Below are 18,423 nucleotides of genomic sequence, written 5' to 3' on the forward strand. Positions count from 1 at the left end.
CCGTTGATTGCGCCTGCCAGTAGTCTCGATGAGCATTGTGCGACGCAACAATTTCATTTTAAATTATTCTGAACCTGTGTCAAGAGATTTTTTGTGCGCTGCAATATATTGTTTATATCGATTTGAAAAAAGCTTATGAAATCAATTTATTAGCGCATTATTTGTTGTTGTTTCGAGCACTCTGCGGCGGCAGCCGGCCAATGGTAGACTGACCGTTTTACCGGATCCGCGCCGTCTATCTTGAAAGCCTTCTACAGCGACCATTTCGTGCTGCCCCTGCCAGCCGGACATCGTTTCCCCATGCAGAAATACCGGCTTATCCATGAAGCCGCGCTGGCGGCCGTCGGCGATATCGATTTCCATGAGGCGCCGACCACCAGCGACGGCGTGCTGGCCCTGGCGCACCACCCACGCTATATCAATGCGGTCAGCGCCGGCACTTTGCCGGAAAGTGTGCAAAAAGCCATCGGTTTTCCCTGGACGCCGCAGATGGTGGAGCGCTCGCGGCGCTCCGCCGGCGCCACCATCGCCGCTTGCCGCGCCGCGCTGACGGATCCCGGGCGGATCGCGGTCAACCTGGCGGGCGGCACCCACCACGCGTTCGCCGACCAGGGCGCCGGTTTCTGCGTCTTCAACGATGCGGCGATCGCGGCGCGGCTGATGCAGGCGGAGCGCCGGGTGCAGCGGGTCGCCATCGTCGACCTCGATGTCCACCAGGGCAACGGCACGGCGTCGATCCTGGCCAAGGACGATTCGATTTTCACCCTGTCGCTGCACGGCGCCCGCAATTATCCGTTCGACAAGGAAAACAGCGACCTTGATGTGGCGCTGGCCGACGGCACCGGCGACCAGGCTTACCTGAGCGCGCTGCAGGACGCACTGGCGACCATGCTGGGACGCTTCTCGCCGCAGCTGATCATTTTCCTGGCCGGCGCCGATCCGCATGAAGGCGACCGGCTGGGGCGGCTGAAGCTGAGTTTCGATGGCCTCGCCCGGCGCGACGCCATGCTGCTGGAGACTGCCGGCCGCCATGCGATACCGGTAGCGATCGCGATGGCGGGCGGGTATGGCAAGAATATACAAGACACGGTAGCGATCCACCTGCAAACTATCTCGCTCGCAGCACAGTGCGCGCGCCGGCAGGGCGCCGTCCAGCCGTCTACCTCACCCGGATAATCCATGCATTCAGCCAGTCTTTCCACCGCGCCGCCAGCCCATCGCCTGCTGGCGGCCATGCCCATGGTATTCGTGCTGCTCTGGAGCACAGGGTTCGTGGTGGCCAAGTTCGGCTTGCCGTATGCGCCGCCGCTGACCTTCCTGCTGCTGCGCTTCGCCGGCGTGCTGCTGGTCCTGCTGCCTTTGGTGCTGCTGATGCGCGCCCCTTGGCCGGCAGGCCAGGTCCGGCATATCGCGATAGCCGGGATCTTGCTGCAGGGCGGTTACCTGGCCGGCGTCTGGTGCGCCATCAAGCTGGGCATGCCGGCCGGCGTGTCGGCGCTGATCGTCGGCATGCAGCCGATTCTGACTGCGTTCGCCGCGCCCTTGATCGGCGAATCGGTGCGGCCGCGCCAATGGCTGGGATTGTTGCTCGGCATTTGCGGAGTAGGGCTGGTGGTCGCCGCCAAGGTCAGCCTGATCGGCCTGTCCTGGCAAAGCATCTCGCTGTGCCTGCTGGCTTTGGTTTCGATCACGCTCGGCACCTTGTACCAGAAACGCAAGTGCCCGCATTTCGATTTGCGCACCGGCACCATCATCCAGTTCGCCGCCTCGATCGCGGTGCTGCTGCCGTTCGCGGTTTTCTACGAACACCTGGGGCCAAGCCTGGATACGGTGCAATGGACGCCGCGCTTCGTCGGCGCTTTGCTGTGGTCGATCCTGGCCTTGTCGATCGGCGCGATCTTCCTGCTGTTCGCGCTGATACGCAAAAGCGCGGCAACCCGCGTCACCAGCCTGCTTTACCTGACGCCGCCGACCACCGCGCTGATGGCCTGGCTGATGTTTGGCGAAGTATTCAACCTGCTGGGCATCGCCGGCATGGCGGTGGCGATACTGGGCGTGGTATTTGTGATGAAAAAATAAGCGGGTTCAAACCGGCAGCAGCATCACCAGCTTGAGTTCCGGCCGGTTGGCCACCCGCAGGTTGACTTGCCGGTACGACAGCTGGCCCAGGGCCGGATGGCTGAAGCGGCGTTCGCCGCCTTCCTTTTCCACTACGTCATGCAGGTTCCAGGCGCGTTTGAACGCGCTGCTGGCGGCGCTCAGGCGCGCCACCAGCTGGACAATCTCCGGTTCATCCAGGTACATGCCGCAATCGGCCCGGAATTCGGCAGCCAGCCGGCTGGCTCGTTGTTCCCAGTCGCTGATGAGTTGCGCGGCTTCCGGGGTGCAGTAGGTGTATTCGAGCAGGTTCCTGCCGGCGCTTTTTTTATCCAGCCAGCCGACGAACAGCGTCTTGGCGGCGCGGTTCCAGGCGATCGCATTCCAGTGGCGGTCCAGCAGGTAGGCGGGGGTCTTGATGGCGCCGGTGACGGCCAGTATTTCAGCCGGGATTTCCTGGGCCAGCGCGTCCTGCGCCTGCGGATCTTTTTTGCCCGACAGTTCAAACAGGTAAGCACGCTTGGCGCGCGACAGCTGCAAAGCTTCGGCGATCCGCGCCAGCGCCGGCGCCGATACCGACACGGTGCGCCCTTGTTCTATCCAGGTGTACCAGGTGACGCTGATATCGCACAGCTGGGCCACTTCTTCGCGCCGCAAGCCAGGAGTGCGGCGGCGCGTGCTGCCGCCCAGCCTGAGCGCTGCGGTCGGAAGCTGGGTGCGCTGGGTCTTGATGAATTCGCCCAGTGCTTTGCGTTTGCCGGTCTGGTCCATGTTTATCCTGTTATTCGTAGTACTAGTATAAGCACTAGTCTTGTAACAGGATAAAAAATAATTAGACTGGATCCTGCCTGAAACGACATGGCCTGTTCCCGAGGAGAAAACCGATGACCGCCGTACGCAACCACGACAAAGTAGTTTCCGAACAATTCGGCAGCACCGCTGCCGCCTACCTGACCAGCACCGTCCACGCCCAGGGCGCGGACTTGCAGCAGCTGGCAACCTACGCCAGCAAATTCCCGCAAGGCAAGGCGCTCGACGTCGGCTGCGGAGCAGGGCATGCCGCGTTCGCGATTGCGCCGCATACCGGGGTAGTGATCGCCTACGACCTGGCTGCCGAAATGCTGGACGTCGTGCAGCAAGCCGCCGCCGAGCGCGGCCTGAAAAATCTTCACGTACAGCAAGGCAGCGCCGACCGCCTGCCGTTTGCCGACGCTTCATTTGAGCTGGTGTGTACGCGCTTTAGCGCGCATCATTGGACCAGGCTGCCGGAAGCGCTGGCTGAAATGGCGCGGGTGTTGAAACCGGGCGGCACATGCATCGTGATCGATACCGCTGCACCGGAGGACGTGTTGAGCGACACCTATTTCCAGTCGATCGAACTGCTGCGCGACACCTCGCACGTGCGCAATCGCAGCGTGGCGGGCTGGCGCCGGTTGCTGGCCGAAGCCGGCTTGCGTCCGGCGGCGGACAACAGCTGGAAGCTGCCCTTGCAGTTCGATACCTGGGTGGCCCGGATGCGTACGCCGCCGGAACGGGTGGCGGCGATCAAGTCGTTGTGGGACAGTGCGCCGTCGGAAGTGGCGGCTTATTTTGAGCTGCAGGCCGACTACTCGTTTTCGATAGACGTCGTGCAACTTGAATGTTACAAATAGTCAGAATGTCTGGATCAGGAGTTACGGTAAAATCTATCTCGCAAATTCTGGTCCAGACATCGAAAGTCGTTTAATTTAGTGCGCTAACCCTCTAATTCTCTTGCGATTTCTTAGATATTTGCCTACACTTCCACAAAGTTATAGATCGCCGCATATTGGAGCCGCAAATGGGCAAATCCGCGTTAATTGTTTTTTTGTCACTCTTCCTCGTGCTCGCGAACGCGCCCGTTGCCCTTGCTTCAGCCGAAACTAAACACAGCACTGCAAAAAAAGCCGCTAAAAAACCAGCGGCTACAGCTGCTTCCGCCGGCAAAAAAGCGGTAGCCAGATCCGGTTCCAGAAAACATGCCGTGATCGCGGCACGTGGCCGGAGCGATACGGCATCGTTCAATAAGAATGAAAAGCTGGTGAAGAAAGTAGTGATGGTCCATGGCCGTCGCAAAGTCACTTACCAGCGCATCGCATTCGCACCTGCAGTGCCGGCTTTGCCGCCGGTCCTGTCTGCCGGCGAGCAAGCCGGACTGAACCTGACGCGCGATCCGCTCGAACTGAAATCGAGCGTGGCGCTGGTGCTGGACCAGAACAGTTCGGAAGTGCTGCTGGATAAAAATTCCCAGATTGCGTTGCCGATCGCGTCGCTGACCAAGCTGATGACCAGCATGGTGGTGGTGGAATCGAAACAGGACATGAACGAAGTGCTGACCGTGACCGATGACGACATCGATCGCGAAAAGCACAGCGGCTCGCGCTTGCGCATCGGTTCGCAGCTGACACGCGCCGACATGCTGCACATCGCCTTGATGAGTTCCGAGAACCGCGCCGCATCCGCGCTCGGCCGCTCCTATCCTGGCGGCTTGCCGGCTTTCGTGCTCGCCATGAACGCCAAGGCAAAAGCCCTGGGCATGACCGAAACCCACTATGTCGATTCGACCGGCCTGTCGCACCTGAATGTCGCCAGCGCCCGCGACCTGTCGCGCCTGGTCATGGCTGCCTACCAGCATCCGGTGATCCGCCAGTATTCGACCGATTCCAAATATGTAGTGGAGCCGGGCGGCCGGCCGCTGCAATACTCGACATCGAACCACCTGGTCGAAAATCCTGAATGGCAGATCGGTTTGCAAAAGACCGGATACATCAACGAAGCAGGCCGCTGCATGGTCATGCAGACCACGATCGACGGTCGCCAGATCGTGATGGTGTTCCTCGATTCGCGCGGCAAGTATTCGCGCCAGGCAGACGCCGACCGGGTCCGCAAGTGGCTCGCCGATGCACATCCTGCCGCCCTGACGCGCGTAAAGATCGCCGACGGCCAGACCTAGGGTTTACCCGGGACGTAGACCAGACCGGATTATCATCCGGCATAAAAAAAACAGAGTTTATTCATTGCGAATAAACTCTGTTTTTTTTATGTCTTGCCTGGTTACGATTGCTGCGAGGTATATCCGAGCACCGCGGAAATCTGGTTCGCGGTGCTGATCAGGTCCTCCACCCATTCCTCCTGCAGGCGATCGGCCGGCGCCGAGATCGACAGGCCGGCCACCATCTTGCCGGAATCGTCGCGGATGCCGGCCGCCATGCAGCGCACGCCCAGCTCCAGTTCTTCGTTGTCGCGCGCATAACCGAGCGCGCGCACCAGGCTCAGTTCGCGTTCCAGCTTGCTGAGGTCGGTGATGGAATTCTTGTTGTGTCCTGCCAGCCCGGTGCGGGTGGCGTAGGCGCGCACCATTTTCGGATCGTCGATGGACAGGAACAGCTTGCCGGTGGAAGTCAGGTGCAGCGGCGCCCGGCCGCCGATGGCGCGCACCACCTGCATGCCCGAGCGTTCTGAAAACGCGCGGTCGATATAGACGATTTCATCGCTCTGGCGCACCGACAGGTTGACGGTCTGGTTGGTCTTGCGATGCAGGCCGCGCATGAAATCAAGCGCCGCTTCACGCACGTTGAGACGGCTCTTGACGACATTGCCGAGTTCCAGCAGGCGCATGCCAAGGCGATAGCTGCCCGGCTCGGAGCGGTCGACAAAACGCTTTACCACCAGGTCGTTGAGAATCCGGTGCGCGGTCGACGGATGCAAGCCGGTGACGGCCGATAGTTCTTTCAGGCTTACCGGGTCAGGGTAGAGCGCCAGCGTATCGAGCAGTGAAATCATGCGCTCTATGACCTGGATCGAAATCTTGTCGGCGTCGTCGGCAGTGGCTGTTTTCATTGGAGTAATGGTGCATTGCAATGGAATGTTTATATCATAATGTGAAAAGTTGTGCTTCGTTATTGTCGTCGATTAGAGTGCATTCACGAGCCGGCGCGCTGGCGGCAACCGGCGAAAAAGCATTTAGCGTGCAGCGCAGCAAGGCTGTTAAAATTCGCTAACGCAAACCGGCGTTTCCATCACAGCGAGCCTAGTACCGCACTGGCTTGCCATCAGATCCAGCACAGCATGAGCGAAAACAAGCAATCATCGCAGTCGCAAGACGCGCCGCAGCAGCCGATCAGCGAATTCAAGAGCACCAGCGGATTCAAGAGGATTTTTTCAGCGTTCTTCTATTCTGCGGAAGGCTTCAAGTCGGCCTGGAAAAACGAACATGCATTCCGCCAGGAGCTGATGATCGTGGTTCCCGGCATCATCGTCGCCTTGCTGCTGCCGGTGACGGCGCTGCAGAAACTGCTGCTGATCGCGGTGCTGGTCTGGATCATCATCATCGAGCTGATCAATTCGGCGATTGAAGCGGTGGTGGACCGGGTCTCGCTGGAACGTAATCCACTCTCCAAGAACGCCAAGGATTTCGGCAGCGCCGCGGTGCTGCTGACCTGCGTGCTGGCGGTCGCCACCTGGGCGGTGATCTTGTATCCCGTCCTGTCCCAAGGCTAAATCCTGCAAAGAAGGCTTTTTCGGTTTTCTGTTGCCCATGTTTGCACGTTTGTGTATATTTACACTTGTTTGTGCACGATATGGGCGATATGAACACGACCAACCTACTTCTCAAAGAGCGCCACGCATTCATCCGGCAACGCCTGCTGGCTGACGGCCGGGTGCTGGCGCTGGACCTGGCACAGCAGCTTAACGTCTCAGAAGATACCATCCGGCGCGACCTGCGCGACCTCGCCGCCGCCGGTTTGTGCACCCGCGTGTACGGCGGCGCGCTGCCGCTGCCTCCTGCGGCGGGGCCGCTGGCTGAACGGCGGGCCCAGGCGCCGGAGCGCAAGGCGCAGCTGGCGCGGGCGGCGGTGTCGCTGGTAACGGCCGGCAACGTCCTGTTCATCGACGCCGGTTCGACCAACCTGGAGATTGCCGCGGCACTGCCGGAGCTGCCGCTGACGGTCGTCACCAATGCCGCCGCTGTCGCGCTGGCGCTGCAAGAGCGGCCGGCAATCGAACTGATCATGATCGGCGGCCGGGTCGACCGCCGCAGCGGCGCCAACCTGGGCGCTGCCGCGCTGCGCGACGCCGAGCGCATGCGGCCCGACATTTTTTTCCTGGGCGGCTGCGGGGTCGACGCCAGCGCCGGCGTCACCTGCTTTAACTACGAAGAAGCCGAATTCAAGCGCAGCCTGGCTGCCGTCAGCAAAGCGGTGCTGGTGGCCGCCACCAGCGAAAAATTCGGCACTGCGGCGACTTATGCGGTGCTGCCTGCCGCCCACCTTACGCACCTGGTGCTCGAATCCGATACCGACAGCAGCCAGGCCGGCGAGTTTGCCCGGCAAGGCGTGCAACTGCTGTACGCCAATGCTGACTACCTGAAAGCCCAGCCATGAACCATATCGGTCCCAAGCAACGTCTCGCTACCCGCCTGGCCTTCCTTAGCGCAGGCCTGGCCATGGCGGCCTGGGCGCCGCTGGTGCCGTATGTCAAAGCGCGGCTCGGGCTGGAAGAAGCCGAGCTCGGTTTGCTGCTGCTGTGCCTCGGCGTCGGCTCCTTGCTGGCCATGCCGCTGACCGGCGTGCTGGCGGCGCGCCTCGGCTGCCGGCGCGTGGTCCTGGCGGCCGGCGGCCTGGCTTGCCTGGCGCTGCCTTGCCTGCCGCTGGCGGCCAGCGCGCCGCAGCTGGCGCTTACCTTGTTCATCTTCGGCGCAGCCATAGGCACCCTCGATGTGGCCATGAACATACACGCCGTCATGGTGGAAAAAGCCAGCGGCGGCGCCCTCATGTCCGGTTTCCACGGGTTGTTCAGCGTGGGCGGATTCCTCGGCGCCGGCGGCATGGCGTTGCTGCTGTGGAGCGGCTTGAGTCCGGCCTGGGCCAGCCTGGCGGCGGCGCTGGTTGTGACGCTGGCGCTGGCGGCGGCCGGTCCGCACCTGTTGCGCGAGCCTGAGCCGGGCGAGCGCGGAAGCTTGTTCGTGCTGCCGCATGGCGCGGTGATCTTTATCGGCGTGCTGTGTTTTATCGTATTCCTGGTGGAGGGCGCGATCCTCGACTGGAGCGCGCTGTTCCTGACCGCCAGCCGCGGCCTGGACCCCCGCCAGGGCGGGCTCGGTTATGCCGCTTTTGCCATCGCCATGACCAGCGGCCGCCTCAGCGGCGACCGCATCGTCAAGCGTTTTGGCAGCAAGCGCGTATTGCTGCTGGGCGGCCTGTGCGCCGCCGCCGGTTTTTTTGTGGCAGTGCTTGCGCCGGCTGCCAGCATGGCCTTGCTCGGTTTTGTATTGATCGGGCTGGGCGCATCCAATATCGTACCCATCCTGTTTACCGCAGCCGGCAACCAGCCGGCGATGCCGGCCAGCCTGGCGATCGCCGCCATCACTACCATCGGTTACGCCGGCATCCTGGCCGGCCCCGCGCTGATCGGCTTTGTGGCGCACGCCAGCAGCCTGAGCATTGCCTTCGGCGGACTGGGCTGCGCATTGCTGCTGGTAGCCTCCAGCGCGTATCTCGGCGTAGCTGGCGGGACTGCGCGCAAGTCCCGCTGAGAGCGGCGGCCAAGGCAGCTGCCATCGCGCCGCGCGGCAACGCGACTCCTTACAGCTTGCAAAGCTATATGCTAATTCAGCGGGAATAAACGTCCCCCTTATTCGCCTGGCCAGTCCATACATATCTGTTTTCTGCATAAGGAGAGAAGAAAGAATTCGTTTTGTTTTCCAGGCCGCCTCATTAATCTGTATTCCTCAAAACAAAAAACATCTACAAACAAGGGAAGCAGAACATGTTCAAGAAAATAGTCAGGTCGGTCATCGCCATCGCCTTGGTAGCCCAGGGGGCGCAGATTGTTCATGCGGCTGATTTTTCGCTGCTCAATGTTTCTTACGATCCGACACGCGAGCTGTACCAGGAGTACAACAAGGCTTTTGCCAAGTACTGGAAAGACAAGACCGGCGACAATCTCACCCTGAAGGCGTCGCATGGCGGTTCCGGCAAGCAGGGGCGCTCGGTGATCGACGGCCTGGAAGCCGATGTGGTGACCCTGGCGCTGGCCTACGATATCGACGAGATTTCAGAAAAAGCCAAGCTGCTGCCGGCCGACTGGCAAAAACGCTTGCCGCATAACAGCACGCCGTATACATCGACCATCGTGCTGCTGGTGCGCAAAGGCAATCCGAAGGGCATCAAGGACTGGGACGACCTGGTCAAGCCTGGCGTGTCGGTCGTGGTGGCCAACCCGAAAACTTCCGGCGGCGCGCGCTGGGCCTACCTGGCTGCTTACGGCTATGCGCTGAAGAAGAACAATAACGACGACGCCAAGGCGCGCGATTTCATTTCGCGCCTGTACAAGAACGTGCCGGTGCTGGATTCCGGCGCGCGCGGTTCGACGGTCACCTTTGCCGAACGCGGCGTAGGCGATGTGCTGCTGTCGTGGGAAAACGAAGCCTACCTGGTGGAAGCGGAATTCGGTAAAGGCAAGTTCGATACGGTGTTCCCGTCCCTGAGCATCCTGGCCGAACCGCCGGTGGCGGTGGTGGACAAAGTGGTCGACAAGCGCGGCACGCGCAAGATTGCGCAAGCCTACCTGGAGTACCTGTACTCGCCGGAAGGCCAGGAAATCGCCGCCCACAATTATTACCGTCCTATCGACCCTAAAGTCGCCGCCAAGTACGCCGGCAAGTTTCCGAAGCTGAGCCTGTTCACCATCGACGACACTTTCGGCGGCTGGAAAAATGCGCAGAAGGTGCACTTCAGCGACGGCGGCGTGTTCGACAAGATTTATCAGCCTGGCGTGAAATAAGCAGGCTGACCGGAATGAATCAACTGCCCTGCCTGGCGGGGCGGTTCCAAGATTGCTGAAAATGACTATTTTGTTATTGGCCGGCAGCCCGTCGGCGCCTTCGCGTTCTACCCGTTTATTGCATTACACAGGTGAAAAACTGGCGTTGCTGGGACACCGCTACAGCAAGCTCGACGTGCGCGACCTGCCGGGCGATGCGCTGCTGCGGGCCGATTTCAGCCACGCGGCGATCCAGGCTGCGCTGGAGCAGGTAGCGCAAGCCACGGCGGTGGTAGTGGCGACGCCGGTCTACAAGGCTTCGTACAGCGGCGTGCTGAAAGCGTTCCTCGACCTGCTGCCGCAGTTCGGCCTGACCGGCAAGCTGGTGCTGCCGCTGGCCACCGGCGGCAGCCAGTCGCACATGCTGGCGCTGGATTACGCCTTGCGCCCGGTATTGTCGTCGCTGGCGGCGCGCCATGTACTGCCCAGCATCTATGCGACCGAAGCGCAGGTGCAATGGTCGGAGCAAGAAGGATTGAGCCTGGACCAGGCCATCTTCCAGCGCATCAGCGAAGGCGTGCAGCAGTTGTCGGACAGCTTGCTGGCGTTGCGTAAAACCGGCGCCAACCATTTCGATCCGATTCCGTTTTCGCAGGTGCGATGTAGCGTGTAGCAGAAAATCCGGCCGAATCAGCTAACTAAACAACACACCCCGCCCAGCGTTCTGCAAAAAATCCACCTTGACTGGCGGAGGGGAGCGTTTTGTCCAAAAAAACAGGAAACAAGCAATGACAGTCTCGACCAGCAACAAACACACAAGGCGCCACGTACTGGCGCTGCTCTCCGCAGTCGCCGCCGGCGCCGTCTGCACAGTTACGGCCGGCTTGCCGCAATTGGCGCATGCGCAGGACAAGCAGGTGTTGCGCATCGGTTACCAGAAAGCCGCCAGCACCCTGGTGCTGCTGAAAGCCCACGGCACCTTGGAAAAACGCCTGGCAGCGCAGGGCATCGAGGTCAAATGGGCGGAATTTGCCGCCGGCCCGCAATTGCTGGAAGCCTTGAACGTCGGTTCGGTCGATTTCGGTTATGTCGGCGAAGCGCCGCCGATCGTGGCGCAGGCCGCCGGCGCCGATTTTGTGTACAGCGCCTATGAGATCCCGACGCCGGAAGCGGAAAGCATCCTGGTGCCGAAGAATTCGCCGATCACTTCGCTGGCGCAATTGAAGGGCAAGAAAATCGCCTTCAACAAAGGCTCGGACGTGCACTGGCTGGTCATCAGCCTGTTGAAGAAGGGCGGCGTCGCCTATAACGAATTCCAGCCGATCTACCTGGCGCCCGCCGACGCCCGCGCTGCCTTTGAACGCGGCGCGGTCGACGGCTGGGCGATCTGGGATCCGTTCCAGACGGCTGCGATCAAGCAGATCGATGCGCGGGTGCTGGCGAGCGGCAGCGGTGTCGTCAGCCACCATCAGTTTTTCCTGAGCGCGCGCAAGTACGCGGAAAAGAACCCGGCGGTAGTCAATGCGATCCTGGAAGAAGCCGGCAAGGAAGGACAGTGGATACGGACCAACTACAAGGAAGCGGCAGCTCAGCTGGCGCCGATCCAGGGGCTGGAGCCGGACGTGATCGAAACCGGCCTCAAGCATTACGCGCACATCTACAAGCCGGTCGACAGCAAGGTGCTGGACGAGCAGCAGAAGATCGCCGATACCTTCTATGAACTGAAACTGATTCCCAAGAAGATCTCTACGCGCGATGCAGTATTGCCCGCCAAATTGGCAGACAAATCCTGAGGCCCGACACATGTCTATCTCTTTGTTCCGCCGCCGCTCCCTGCAGAAAATCCGCCACGCAATGACGCTGCCGTTGCTGGCCGCGCTGCTGCTTGCATCGCCGCTGAGCCAGGCCCAGCCGGCAACCAGGGAGCCCGAGCAGATACGCATCGGCTTCCAGAAAAGCGCGGTCAACCTGGTGGTGCTGAAACAACGCGGCACGCTAGAGCAGCGCTTCAAGAACAGCAAGATCGTCTGGCTCGAATTTCCAGCCGGCCCGCAGCTGCTGGAAGCCCTCTCCGCCGGCAGCCTGGATTTCGGCCTGACCGGGGATGGCCCGCCGGTATTTGCGCAGGCGGCCAACAAGGATCTGCTGTACGTCGGCGCCGAACCGCCGAAGCCGGAGAGCTCGGCCTTGCTGGTGCAGCCCGCCTCGGACATCAAGACGCTGGCGGATTTGAAGGGCAAGCGCATCGCTTTGCAAAAAGGCTCCAGCGCGCAATTCCTGCTGGTGCGGGCGGTCAGGAAAGCGGGCCTGGCCTGGACCGACATCCAGCCGGTCTACCTGGCGCCGGCCGACGCGCGCGCTGCGTTTGAGCGCGGCAGCGTCGACGCCTGGGCGATCTGGGATCCGTACTACGGCGCCGCCGAACTGAGTTTCAAGCCGCGCGTCCTGAGCACCGGCAGCGGCCTGTCGAACAATAATTCGTTCTACCTGGCGGCGCGCGGTTTTACCGAAAACTATCCCGGCACGATACTGAGCCTGCTGGATGAACTGACCAAGGCCGACCGCTACGTGCAGCAAAACCGCAAGGAAGTGGCGCAGCTGATTGCCGATGTCAGCGGCCTGAACCTGGCGACGGTGCATCTGTTCCTGCGCCGCCGTCCCGATCCGTCGCCGACCGCCGTGCTCAGCCCGGCCCTGGTGGCCGACCAGCAACGCGTGGCGGACAGCTTCAAGGAACTCGGCCTGATTCCGCGCGCGGTCAAAGTTGCCGATATCGTCTGGCATCCCAAGAACGCGCCGCTGGCGCAGCAGTAAATACACACACATACGGAAGCAGTCATGAACGTTTTCTGGTTTATTCCTACCCACGGCGACAGCCGTTATCTCGGCACCTCCCAAGGTGCACGCCCGGTCAACTTCGATTACATGAAGCAGATCGCGGTGGCGGCCGACACCCTCGGTTACGACGGTGTGCTGCTGCCGACCGGACGCTCCTGCGAAGATGCCTGGGTAGTAGCATCGAGCTTGCTTGGTTTCACCCAGCGCCTGAAATTCCTGGTGGCGATCCGGCCCGGCCTGAGCACGCCTGGCCTGGCGATCCGCATGGCTTCGACTTTCGACCGGCTGTCGAACGGCCGCCTGTTGATCAATGTGGTCACCGGCGGCGACCAGGCCGAGCTGGAAGCGGACGGCTTGTCCGCCGACCATGCCGAGCGTTATGAAATTTCCTCGGAATTCCTGAAGGTCTGGCGCGGCGCCTTGTCCGGCGAAGGCGGCGACGCCGGCTACAATTTCATCGGCAAGCACATCAAGGTCAAGGGTGCGAAGACGCTGTACCCGCCGGTGCAGAAACCGTATCCGCCTTTATATTTCGGCGGCTCTTCGGAACCGGCGCATGAGCTGGCGGCGCAGCAGGTCGATGTCTACCTGACCTGGGGCGAACCGCCGGCCGCTGTCGCTGAAAAAATTGCCGACATCCGCGCCCGCGCCGCCAAGCATGGCCGCACCGTCCGTTTCGGGATCCGGCTGCACGTGATCGTGCGTGAAACCAGCCAGGCCGCATGGGCGGCCGCCGAGGAACTGATCAGCCATGTCGACGACGACGTGATTGCCAGGGCCCAGGCTGCATTTTCCAAGATGGATTCGGAAGGGCAGCGGCGCATGGCGGCCTTGCACGGCGGCCGCCGCGACAAGCTGGAAGTGTCGCCCAACCTGTGGGCCGGGGTCGGCCTGGTGCGCGGCGGCGCCGGCACCGCGCTGGTAGGCGATCCCGAAACCGTGGCGCAGCGGATGCAGGAATATGCGGCGTTGGGCATAGATACATTCATTCTCTCCGGTTATCCGCACCTGGAAGAGTCCTATCGTTTTGCCGAACTGGTTTTCCCTTTGCTGGGAAAGGGCCGCGCCGCCTCCGGCGAGCAAGCGCTGACCGGACCGTTCGGCGAAGTGATCGCCAACGGCCTGCTGCCGAAGGCATCGCAAAGTTGATGGAGGCGACATGAGCGCAATCAGTAGCGCGGCAACCGCAGCTGCGCGGCCGCAAGCAGGTAACACGGAAAAGATCCGCAAGCTTCAGGCGTCGCGCATCTGGCAAGAACGCCTGCTGCCCTGGCTGCTGCCGGTGGCCTTGATCGTGGGCTGGGAATTTGCTGCGAAGGTGGGCTGGCTGTCGAGCCGGATATTGCCGGAACCGTGGGCGGTGGCGCGCGCGGCCTGGTCCCTGGCCTTGTCCGGCGAACTGTGGACGCACGTGCGGATCAGCGCCTGGCGCGCGATTTCCGGTTTCGCCGTGGGCGGCGGCCTGGGCCTGCTGCTGGGTTTGCTGACCGGTACTTTCAAGCGGGCGGAAACCCTGCTCGACACCAGCATCCAGATGATCCGCAACATCCCGGCGCTGGCCCTGATCCCGCTGGTGATCCTGTGGTTCGGCATCGATGAATCGTCGAAACTGTTCCTGGTGTCGATCGGGGTATTTTTCCCGGTATACCTGAACACCTTCCACGGCATCCGCTCGGTCGACAAAGGCTTGATCGAGATGGCCAAGAGCTACGGCTTGTCCGGCTGGCCCTTGTACCGCGATGTGATCCTGCCTGGAGCTTTGCCGTCGATACTGGTCGGCGTGCGTTTTGCGCTGGGCCTGGTGTGGGTCTTGCTGATCGTCGCCGAGACCATCTCGGCGCAGGCAGGGATCGGTTACATGACCATGAATGCGCGCGAATTCCTGCAGACCGATGTGGTGCTGGTAGGCATCCTGCTGTATGCCTTGCTGGGCAAGCTGGCCGATATCCTGGCGCGCGTGCTGGAACGTTACTGGCTGCGCTGGCATCCCGGTTATCAATGAGTATGCAGTACAAGTTAAGTTAATCAAGGTGGAAACGCGATGCAGAATGATCCAGTCGAAAATGCCGAAGTAAAAGCCGCGGGCCAGCTTGGCGCCGGCCGTGGCGTCGGCATCCGGGTGCGCTCGGTGTCGAAGTCGTATGCCGGGCGTGAAGTGCTGAAGACGCTCGACGTCGAAGTCGCCGCCGGCGAATTCGTGGCGATTGTCGGCCGCAGCGGTTGCGGCAAGAGCACTCTGCTGCGGCTGATCGCCGGGCTGGAGCAGGCCAGCGGCGGCGGCATCGGTTTCGGCGCGCACGGCGAGAAGCCGGAAATCCGCATCATGTTCCAGGATTCCCGGCTGTTGCCGTGGAAGCGGGTGCTGGACAACGTCGGCCTCGGTTTGCCGCGCGCCTCGCTGGCTTCGGCCAAAGCCTTGGCGCAGGTCGGACTGGAAGAGCGAGCCGGTGAATGGCCGGCGGTATTGTCGGGCGGACAGCGGCAGCGGGTAGCGCTGGCACGGGCGCTGGTGCACGACCCGGAACTGCTGCTGCTGGATGAGCCGCTGGGTGCGCTGGACGCCTTGACCCGCATCGAGATGCAGCAGCTGATCGAATCGCTGTGGAAGGAACGCGGATTTACCGCGGTGCTGGTAACGCATGACGTGCAGGAAGCGATTGCGCTGGCGGACCGCGTGCTGCTGATCGAAGACGGCGAAATCACGCTGGACGAACGGATCAGCCTGCCGCGTCCGCGCGCACGCGGCAACCTGGCTTTTGCGCAGCTGGAAGAACGGATACTGGCGCGTGTATTGAAGCACCCCGCGGCACAGCCTGATTCGGCGCTAGGCGATGTTTCGCTGCAGCGTACGGTAAGCCAGGTCGGCTGGGCCATCTGATGTTTGACGCAATTTTTGACGCATTTTTTTGAAGCAGCCGCATTACCAAAGGAGAACCAATGAGCATCCAGGCAATTAACGTCCGCAACCAGTTCCGCGGCAAGATCCACAGCATTACCGAGGATGACGTGTTATCCGCGCTCGATATCGAAACGCCTTCGGGCATCGTTTCCTCGGTCATCACCACCCGTTCCGTGCGCGATCTCGGCTTGGTGGTCGGATCTGAAGTGGTGGCGCTGGTGAAAGCTACCGAAGTATCGCTCGCCAAGCTGTAATTTTTTACCGCTGGCAAATCCCATTCAATCGTATCTGTTCAGGAAAATATCATGACTATCCAAGCCATCAATGTACGCAACCAGTTCAAGGGCAAGATCAAGGCCATCATCGAAGGCACGGTCGTCTCGGAAGTCGACGTCGAGACGCCGGCCGGCATCGTCACTTCGGTGATCACCACCCGTTCGGTCAAGGACCTGGGGCTGGTGATCGGCACCGAAGTGGTGGCGCTGGTCAAGGCTACCGAAGTATCGATCGCCAAGATCTGATTGCCATCCTTTCTTGTATCGACCACATCGAGGTAAGCCTATGTCCTTTCCCGCCCTGGAACAGTATCTGGCTCGTCTGAACGGCGCCAGGGAAGACCCGGCCCGCGACGCTGCCCGCAGCGATTGCCGGGTCTGGCTGGACGGCGACGGGCGCGCCCAGGGGCGTTATTTCAACACCACCCTGACCAGCGTATTCCAGCCTTTGCGCCGGATCGAGGCTGGAACAGGCAAGGGCGCCATCGTCGGCCATGAAGGTTTTGCCCACAGCTATTCGGCCAGCGACAACGGCCTGTACCTGTGGAAACTGCTGGACCATGCGGCCAGCGACGACGAATCGATCGAACTCGACCGCCTGTGCCGCATGCTGCACTCGATCAATTTCTACCGCCAGGCGGAAGCCACCGCGGGCGACCTCTACCTGAGCGTGCATGCGCGCCTGCTGGCGGCGGTCGACAGCAACCACGGCATGGCGTTCCGGCGGATCCTGACGCTGCTCGGCCTGCCGCACGAGCGGATCGTGCTGCAGTTGCCGACCATTACTGAAAACCAGGGCTGGCTGCTAAACTATGTGCTGGACAATTACCGGCGCAATCATTTCCGGTTGGCGGTGAATGCCGACGACGTGGCGCAGGCGGCAAGCCTGCTGGAACGGGTGCGGCCGGATGTGATCAAGATCGATGCGCGCGGCGTCGCGCACGACGAGCAGGCCACGCGCCTGCTGGAAGACTGCGCCAAGCGCGGGATCCAGGTGATTTTCAAGCGGCTGGAAAAGGCGCGCGACCTGGAAGTGCTGCAGCAGCTGGCAAGGATTGCCGCGCTGCCTCTGCATGCGCAAGGTTTTCTGTGGGACTTGCCGCAAGCTGCGCTGCATGCATTCGCGGCGCCCGGCGCTCTGCAGGACGGCCTCTCTACGGCGGCACTCGATACTGGAGGAAGTTGATCATGGCGACGCTGTCATCGTTCCGCGTGCTGGTGGTGCCCGGGCTGTACAACAGCAGCCCGCAGCACTGGCAATCGCGCTGGCAGCGGTTGTACCCCGGTTTCGAGCGCGTCGAGCAGGCCAGCTGGGATGCGCCGGTGCTGGAAGTCTGGTCGGAGTGCTTGCGGCAGCAGCTGCTGAAATCGGAACAGCCGACGCTGGCGATAGCGCACAGCTTTGGCTGCCTGGCCACGGTGCATGGCGCCTTGAATGAAGTTCCCAACCTGGCCGGTGCGTTGCTGGTGGCGCCGGCCGATCCCGATAAATTCGATGTCGGCGCGGCCGTCAACGGCCGCCTGCCGGTGCCGGCGATCGTGGTCGGCAGCCTGAACGACCCGTGGATGGAAAGCCGGCGCGCGCGTCATTGGGCGAAAACCTGGGGCGCCGAATACATCGACGCCGGCGCGCTCGGGCATATCAACGCAGAATCCAACCTGGGCGACTGGCTGTACGGCCAGTCCTTGCTGCAGCGGCTGGTGGCGCTGGCGGCTGAGCATTCACGGGAAGCGCGTCCCGCGGCTGCCCGCTAATCAAGCGTGGCGGGCATACATGGAATTGAGCCGTATGTCGTCGCCGCGATACACGGCGCGGTAGCGCAGGTAGCCTTGCCCCTCAACATGCTTGCGCCAACCCTCGCCACCTAGTTTTTCGAGGAATCCCGCATAAGAGTCATGCACCATGTCGTCGTAGAAGCCCCCAACCGTAGGAGATACTTTTATCTTCTGGATCGAGCGATAAATCTCTACGACATTCTCGCTGTAACGATCTCGCCCAAACCGATCCTCTGTATCCCTGCGCCATAGCCGCGTCATCATGTCGATCTGGTCGGCGAATACCACTTGTCCCCTCCGGTAATAATCCAGGCTATCGTGCTCCTTCAGGTTGCCGGCATTGTCGCGCACCTGGATTTTCCCCACTGCCTGGGCAAATTTGACGCTATACAGGCGCTCGAAACCTTCCGCCATGGTGACCATATGGCGGAAGGCCAGATACATCAAGCCGTGGGCCTGCAATTGCTTGTCAATCGCGAGATCCTTGGAGATGTCGCAGTTGGCAAAATAGTTCTCCACCGAGGAACGTACACTTGGATCCAGGGCAAATTGTTTTTCCACTTTTGGATTCCGCGGGTGCCGCGAAGGAGGCGCAATGAAATACTTCCGAACTTCGTTAGATGGTGGAACCACTTCTATCCATGGCTGCCCGGAATGATACTCACAGGTTTTTCTGGCAGCCTGATACATGTCGTTGAGCGCCAGTTGCGACAACTTCATGCTGTCGTCCGCGACCGGTACGCCATCAACGATACG

At 61.4% G+C, this 18,423-nt stretch carries 21 protein-coding genes; 18 read left to right on the top strand and 3 right to left on the bottom strand.

Annotation, left to right across the window (positions count from 1 at the left end; genetic code table 11):
• Nucleotides 1-240 precede the first annotated feature (240 nt).
• Nucleotides 241-1,176 carry a histone deacetylase family protein gene (locus tag BM062_RS15205; RefSeq protein WP_092398257.1) on the top strand — a complete coding sequence of 312 codons (936 nt, stop codon included), beginning with the start codon at nucleotides 241-243 and terminating at the stop codon, nucleotides 1,174-1,176.
• Between the two features lie 3 nt (nucleotides 1,177-1,179).
• Nucleotides 1,180-2,079 carry a DMT family transporter gene (locus tag BM062_RS15210; protein WP_092398259.1) on the top strand — a complete coding sequence of 300 codons (900 nt, stop codon included), beginning with the start codon at nucleotides 1,180-1,182 and terminating at the stop codon, nucleotides 2,077-2,079.
• A gap of 6 nt (nucleotides 2,080-2,085) precedes the next feature.
• Here BM062_RS15210 and BM062_RS15215 read toward each other — a convergent pair whose 3' ends face one another.
• Nucleotides 2,086-2,868 (bottom strand): helix-turn-helix transcriptional regulator, encoded by a 783-nt coding sequence (locus tag BM062_RS15215; protein ID WP_092398261.1) that lies wholly within the window; start codon nucleotides 2,866-2,868, stop codon nucleotides 2,086-2,088.
• Nucleotides 2,869-2,981: 113 nt separating this feature from the next.
• Between BM062_RS15215 and BM062_RS15220 the strand changes: the two genes are divergently transcribed.
• On the top strand, nucleotides 2,982-3,749 hold the full coding sequence (locus BM062_RS15220) for a class I SAM-dependent methyltransferase (protein ID WP_092398263.1): 768 nt from the start codon (nucleotides 2,982-2,984) through the stop codon (nucleotides 3,747-3,749).
• A gap of 167 nt (nucleotides 3,750-3,916) precedes the next feature.
• Entirely contained in the window at nucleotides 3,917-5,068 is a 1,152-nt protein-coding gene (gene pbpG, locus BM062_RS15225) for a D-alanyl-D-alanine endopeptidase (protein ID WP_092398265.1), read from the top strand.
• Between the two features lie 101 nt (nucleotides 5,069-5,169).
• Here the strand turns inward: pbpG and BM062_RS15230 are convergent, their stop codons facing one another.
• The gene (locus BM062_RS15230; protein WP_092398267.1) at nucleotides 5,170-5,955 is read right to left on the bottom strand and encodes an IclR family transcriptional regulator; all 786 of its coding nucleotides are present in this window, start codon (nucleotides 5,953-5,955) and stop codon (nucleotides 5,170-5,172) included.
• A gap of 228 nt (nucleotides 5,956-6,183) precedes the next feature.
• On the opposite strand from BM062_RS15230, the gene BM062_RS15235 reads away from it, so the two are divergent.
• From BM062_RS15235 to BM062_RS15300, 14 genes are all read left to right on the top strand, one after another.
• On the top strand, nucleotides 6,184-6,615 hold the full coding sequence (locus BM062_RS15235; protein WP_092398269.1) for a diacylglycerol kinase: 432 nt from the start codon (nucleotides 6,184-6,186) through the stop codon (nucleotides 6,613-6,615).
• 89 nt (nucleotides 6,616-6,704) lie between these two features.
• On the top strand, nucleotides 6,705-7,499 hold the full coding sequence (locus BM062_RS15240; RefSeq protein ID WP_092398321.1) for a DeoR/GlpR family DNA-binding transcription regulator: 795 nt from the start codon (nucleotides 6,705-6,707) through the stop codon (nucleotides 7,497-7,499).
• Nucleotides 7,496-8,650: an MFS transporter gene (locus tag BM062_RS15245; protein WP_092398271.1), complete on the top strand. Its 1,155-nt coding sequence runs from the start codon at nucleotides 7,496-7,498 to the stop codon at nucleotides 8,648-8,650. Before BM062_RS15240 ends, BM062_RS15245 begins: the two co-directional genes overlap by 4 nt.
• Before the next feature lie 233 nt (nucleotides 8,651-8,883).
• On the top strand, nucleotides 8,884-9,900 hold the full coding sequence (locus tag BM062_RS15250; RefSeq protein ID WP_092398273.1) for a sulfate ABC transporter substrate-binding protein: 1,017 nt from the start codon (nucleotides 8,884-8,886) through the stop codon (nucleotides 9,898-9,900).
• 61 nt (nucleotides 9,901-9,961) lie between these two features.
• Nucleotides 9,962-10,552 carry an NADPH-dependent FMN reductase gene (gene ssuE / locus BM062_RS15255; protein WP_092398323.1) on the top strand — a complete coding sequence of 197 codons (591 nt, stop codon included), beginning with the start codon at nucleotides 9,962-9,964 and terminating at the stop codon, nucleotides 10,550-10,552.
• A 115-nt stretch (nucleotides 10,553-10,667) separates the two neighbouring features.
• Nucleotides 10,668-11,672 (top strand): sulfonate ABC transporter substrate-binding protein, encoded by a 1,005-nt coding sequence (locus BM062_RS15260; RefSeq protein WP_175501017.1) that lies wholly within the window; start codon nucleotides 10,668-10,670, stop codon nucleotides 11,670-11,672.
• A gap of 10 nt (nucleotides 11,673-11,682) precedes the next feature.
• Nucleotides 11,683-12,693 carry a sulfonate ABC transporter substrate-binding protein gene (locus BM062_RS15265; protein ID WP_092398275.1) on the top strand — a complete coding sequence of 337 codons (1,011 nt, stop codon included), beginning with the start codon at nucleotides 11,683-11,685 and terminating at the stop codon, nucleotides 12,691-12,693.
• A 24-nt stretch (nucleotides 12,694-12,717) separates the two neighbouring features.
• On the top strand, nucleotides 12,718-13,866 hold the full coding sequence (ssuD, locus tag BM062_RS15270; RefSeq protein ID WP_092398277.1) for an FMNH2-dependent alkanesulfonate monooxygenase: 1,149 nt from the start codon (nucleotides 12,718-12,720) through the stop codon (nucleotides 13,864-13,866).
• A gap of 10 nt (nucleotides 13,867-13,876) precedes the next feature.
• The gene (gene ssuC / locus BM062_RS15275; RefSeq protein WP_254785090.1) at nucleotides 13,877-14,719 is read left to right on the top strand and encodes an aliphatic sulfonate ABC transporter permease SsuC; all 843 of its coding nucleotides are present in this window, start codon (nucleotides 13,877-13,879) and stop codon (nucleotides 14,717-14,719) included.
• A gap of 39 nt (nucleotides 14,720-14,758) precedes the next feature.
• Entirely contained in the window at nucleotides 14,759-15,595 is an 837-nt protein-coding gene (locus BM062_RS15280) for an ATP-binding cassette domain-containing protein (RefSeq protein WP_092398279.1), read from the top strand.
• A gap of 59 nt (nucleotides 15,596-15,654) precedes the next feature.
• On the top strand, nucleotides 15,655-15,870 hold the full coding sequence (locus BM062_RS15285; RefSeq protein ID WP_014007004.1) for a TOBE domain-containing protein: 216 nt from the start codon (nucleotides 15,655-15,657) through the stop codon (nucleotides 15,868-15,870).
• A 51-nt stretch (nucleotides 15,871-15,921) separates the two neighbouring features.
• Nucleotides 15,922-16,137: a TOBE domain-containing protein gene (locus BM062_RS15290; protein ID WP_014007003.1), complete on the top strand. Its 216-nt coding sequence runs from the start codon at nucleotides 15,922-15,924 to the stop codon at nucleotides 16,135-16,137.
• Nucleotides 16,138-16,177: 40 nt separating this feature from the next.
• Nucleotides 16,178-17,077: an EAL domain-containing protein gene (locus BM062_RS15295; protein ID WP_092398281.1), complete on the top strand. Its 900-nt coding sequence runs from the start codon at nucleotides 16,178-16,180 to the stop codon at nucleotides 17,075-17,077.
• Between the two features lie 2 nt (nucleotides 17,078-17,079).
• Nucleotides 17,080-17,646: an RBBP9/YdeN family alpha/beta hydrolase gene (locus BM062_RS15300; protein WP_092398283.1), complete on the top strand. Its 567-nt coding sequence runs from the start codon at nucleotides 17,080-17,082 to the stop codon at nucleotides 17,644-17,646.
• Here BM062_RS15300 and BM062_RS25605 read toward each other — a convergent pair.
• Nucleotides 17,647-18,423, bottom strand: a 777-nt coding sequence (locus BM062_RS25605; protein ID WP_217647600.1) for a hypothetical protein, incomplete at its 5' end; no start/stop codon positions are given.

This window comes from Collimonas sp. OK412, from assembly GCF_900112135.1.
Taxonomy (GTDB): Bacteria; Pseudomonadota; Gammaproteobacteria; order Burkholderiales; family Burkholderiaceae_D; genus Collimonas; species Collimonas rhizosphaerae.

Coding starts and splice junctions, on each gene's coding strand:
- BM062_RS15240 (WP_092398321.1), top strand. CDS start 6,705: ATGAACACGACCAACCTACTTCTCAAAGAGCGCCACGCATTCATCCGG.
- BM062_RS15235 (WP_092398269.1), top strand. CDS start 6,184: ATGAGCGAAAACAAGCAATCATCGCAGTCGCAAGACGCGCCGCAGCAG.
- BM062_RS15295 (WP_092398281.1), top strand. CDS start 16,178: ATGTCCTTTCCCGCCCTGGAACAGTATCTGGCTCGTCTGAACGGCGCC.
- pbpG (WP_092398265.1), top strand. CDS start 3,917: ATGGGCAAATCCGCGTTAATTGTTTTTTTGTCACTCTTCCTCGTGCTC.
- ssuD (WP_092398277.1), top strand. CDS start 12,718: ATGAACGTTTTCTGGTTTATTCCTACCCACGGCGACAGCCGTTATCTC.
- BM062_RS15280 (WP_092398279.1), top strand. CDS start 14,759: ATGCAGAATGATCCAGTCGAAAATGCCGAAGTAAAAGCCGCGGGCCAG.
- BM062_RS15215 (WP_092398261.1), bottom strand. CDS start 2,868: ATGGACCAGACCGGCAAACGCAAAGCACTGGGCGAATTCATCAAGACC.
- ssuE (WP_092398323.1), top strand. CDS start 9,962: ATGACTATTTTGTTATTGGCCGGCAGCCCGTCGGCGCCTTCGCGTTCT.
- ssuC (WP_254785090.1), top strand. CDS start 13,877: ATGAGCGCAATCAGTAGCGCGGCAACCGCAGCTGCGCGGCCGCAAGCA.
- BM062_RS15250 (WP_092398273.1), top strand. CDS start 8,884: ATGTTCAAGAAAATAGTCAGGTCGGTCATCGCCATCGCCTTGGTAGCC.
- BM062_RS15290 (WP_014007003.1), top strand. CDS start 15,922: ATGACTATCCAAGCCATCAATGTACGCAACCAGTTCAAGGGCAAGATC.
- BM062_RS15260 (WP_175501017.1), top strand. CDS start 10,668: ATGACAGTCTCGACCAGCAACAAACACACAAGGCGCCACGTACTGGCG.
- BM062_RS15210 (WP_092398259.1), top strand. CDS start 1,180: ATGCATTCAGCCAGTCTTTCCACCGCGCCGCCAGCCCATCGCCTGCTG.
- BM062_RS15285 (WP_014007004.1), top strand. CDS start 15,655: ATGAGCATCCAGGCAATTAACGTCCGCAACCAGTTCCGCGGCAAGATC.
- BM062_RS15245 (WP_092398271.1), top strand. CDS start 7,496: ATGAACCATATCGGTCCCAAGCAACGTCTCGCTACCCGCCTGGCCTTC.
- BM062_RS15265 (WP_092398275.1), top strand. CDS start 11,683: ATGTCTATCTCTTTGTTCCGCCGCCGCTCCCTGCAGAAAATCCGCCAC.
- BM062_RS15230 (WP_092398267.1), bottom strand. CDS start 5,955: ATGAAAACAGCCACTGCCGACGACGCCGACAAGATTTCGATCCAGGTC.
- BM062_RS15220 (WP_092398263.1), top strand. CDS start 2,982: ATGACCGCCGTACGCAACCACGACAAAGTAGTTTCCGAACAATTCGGC.
- BM062_RS15300 (WP_092398283.1), top strand. CDS start 17,080: ATGGCGACGCTGTCATCGTTCCGCGTGCTGGTGGTGCCCGGGCTGTAC.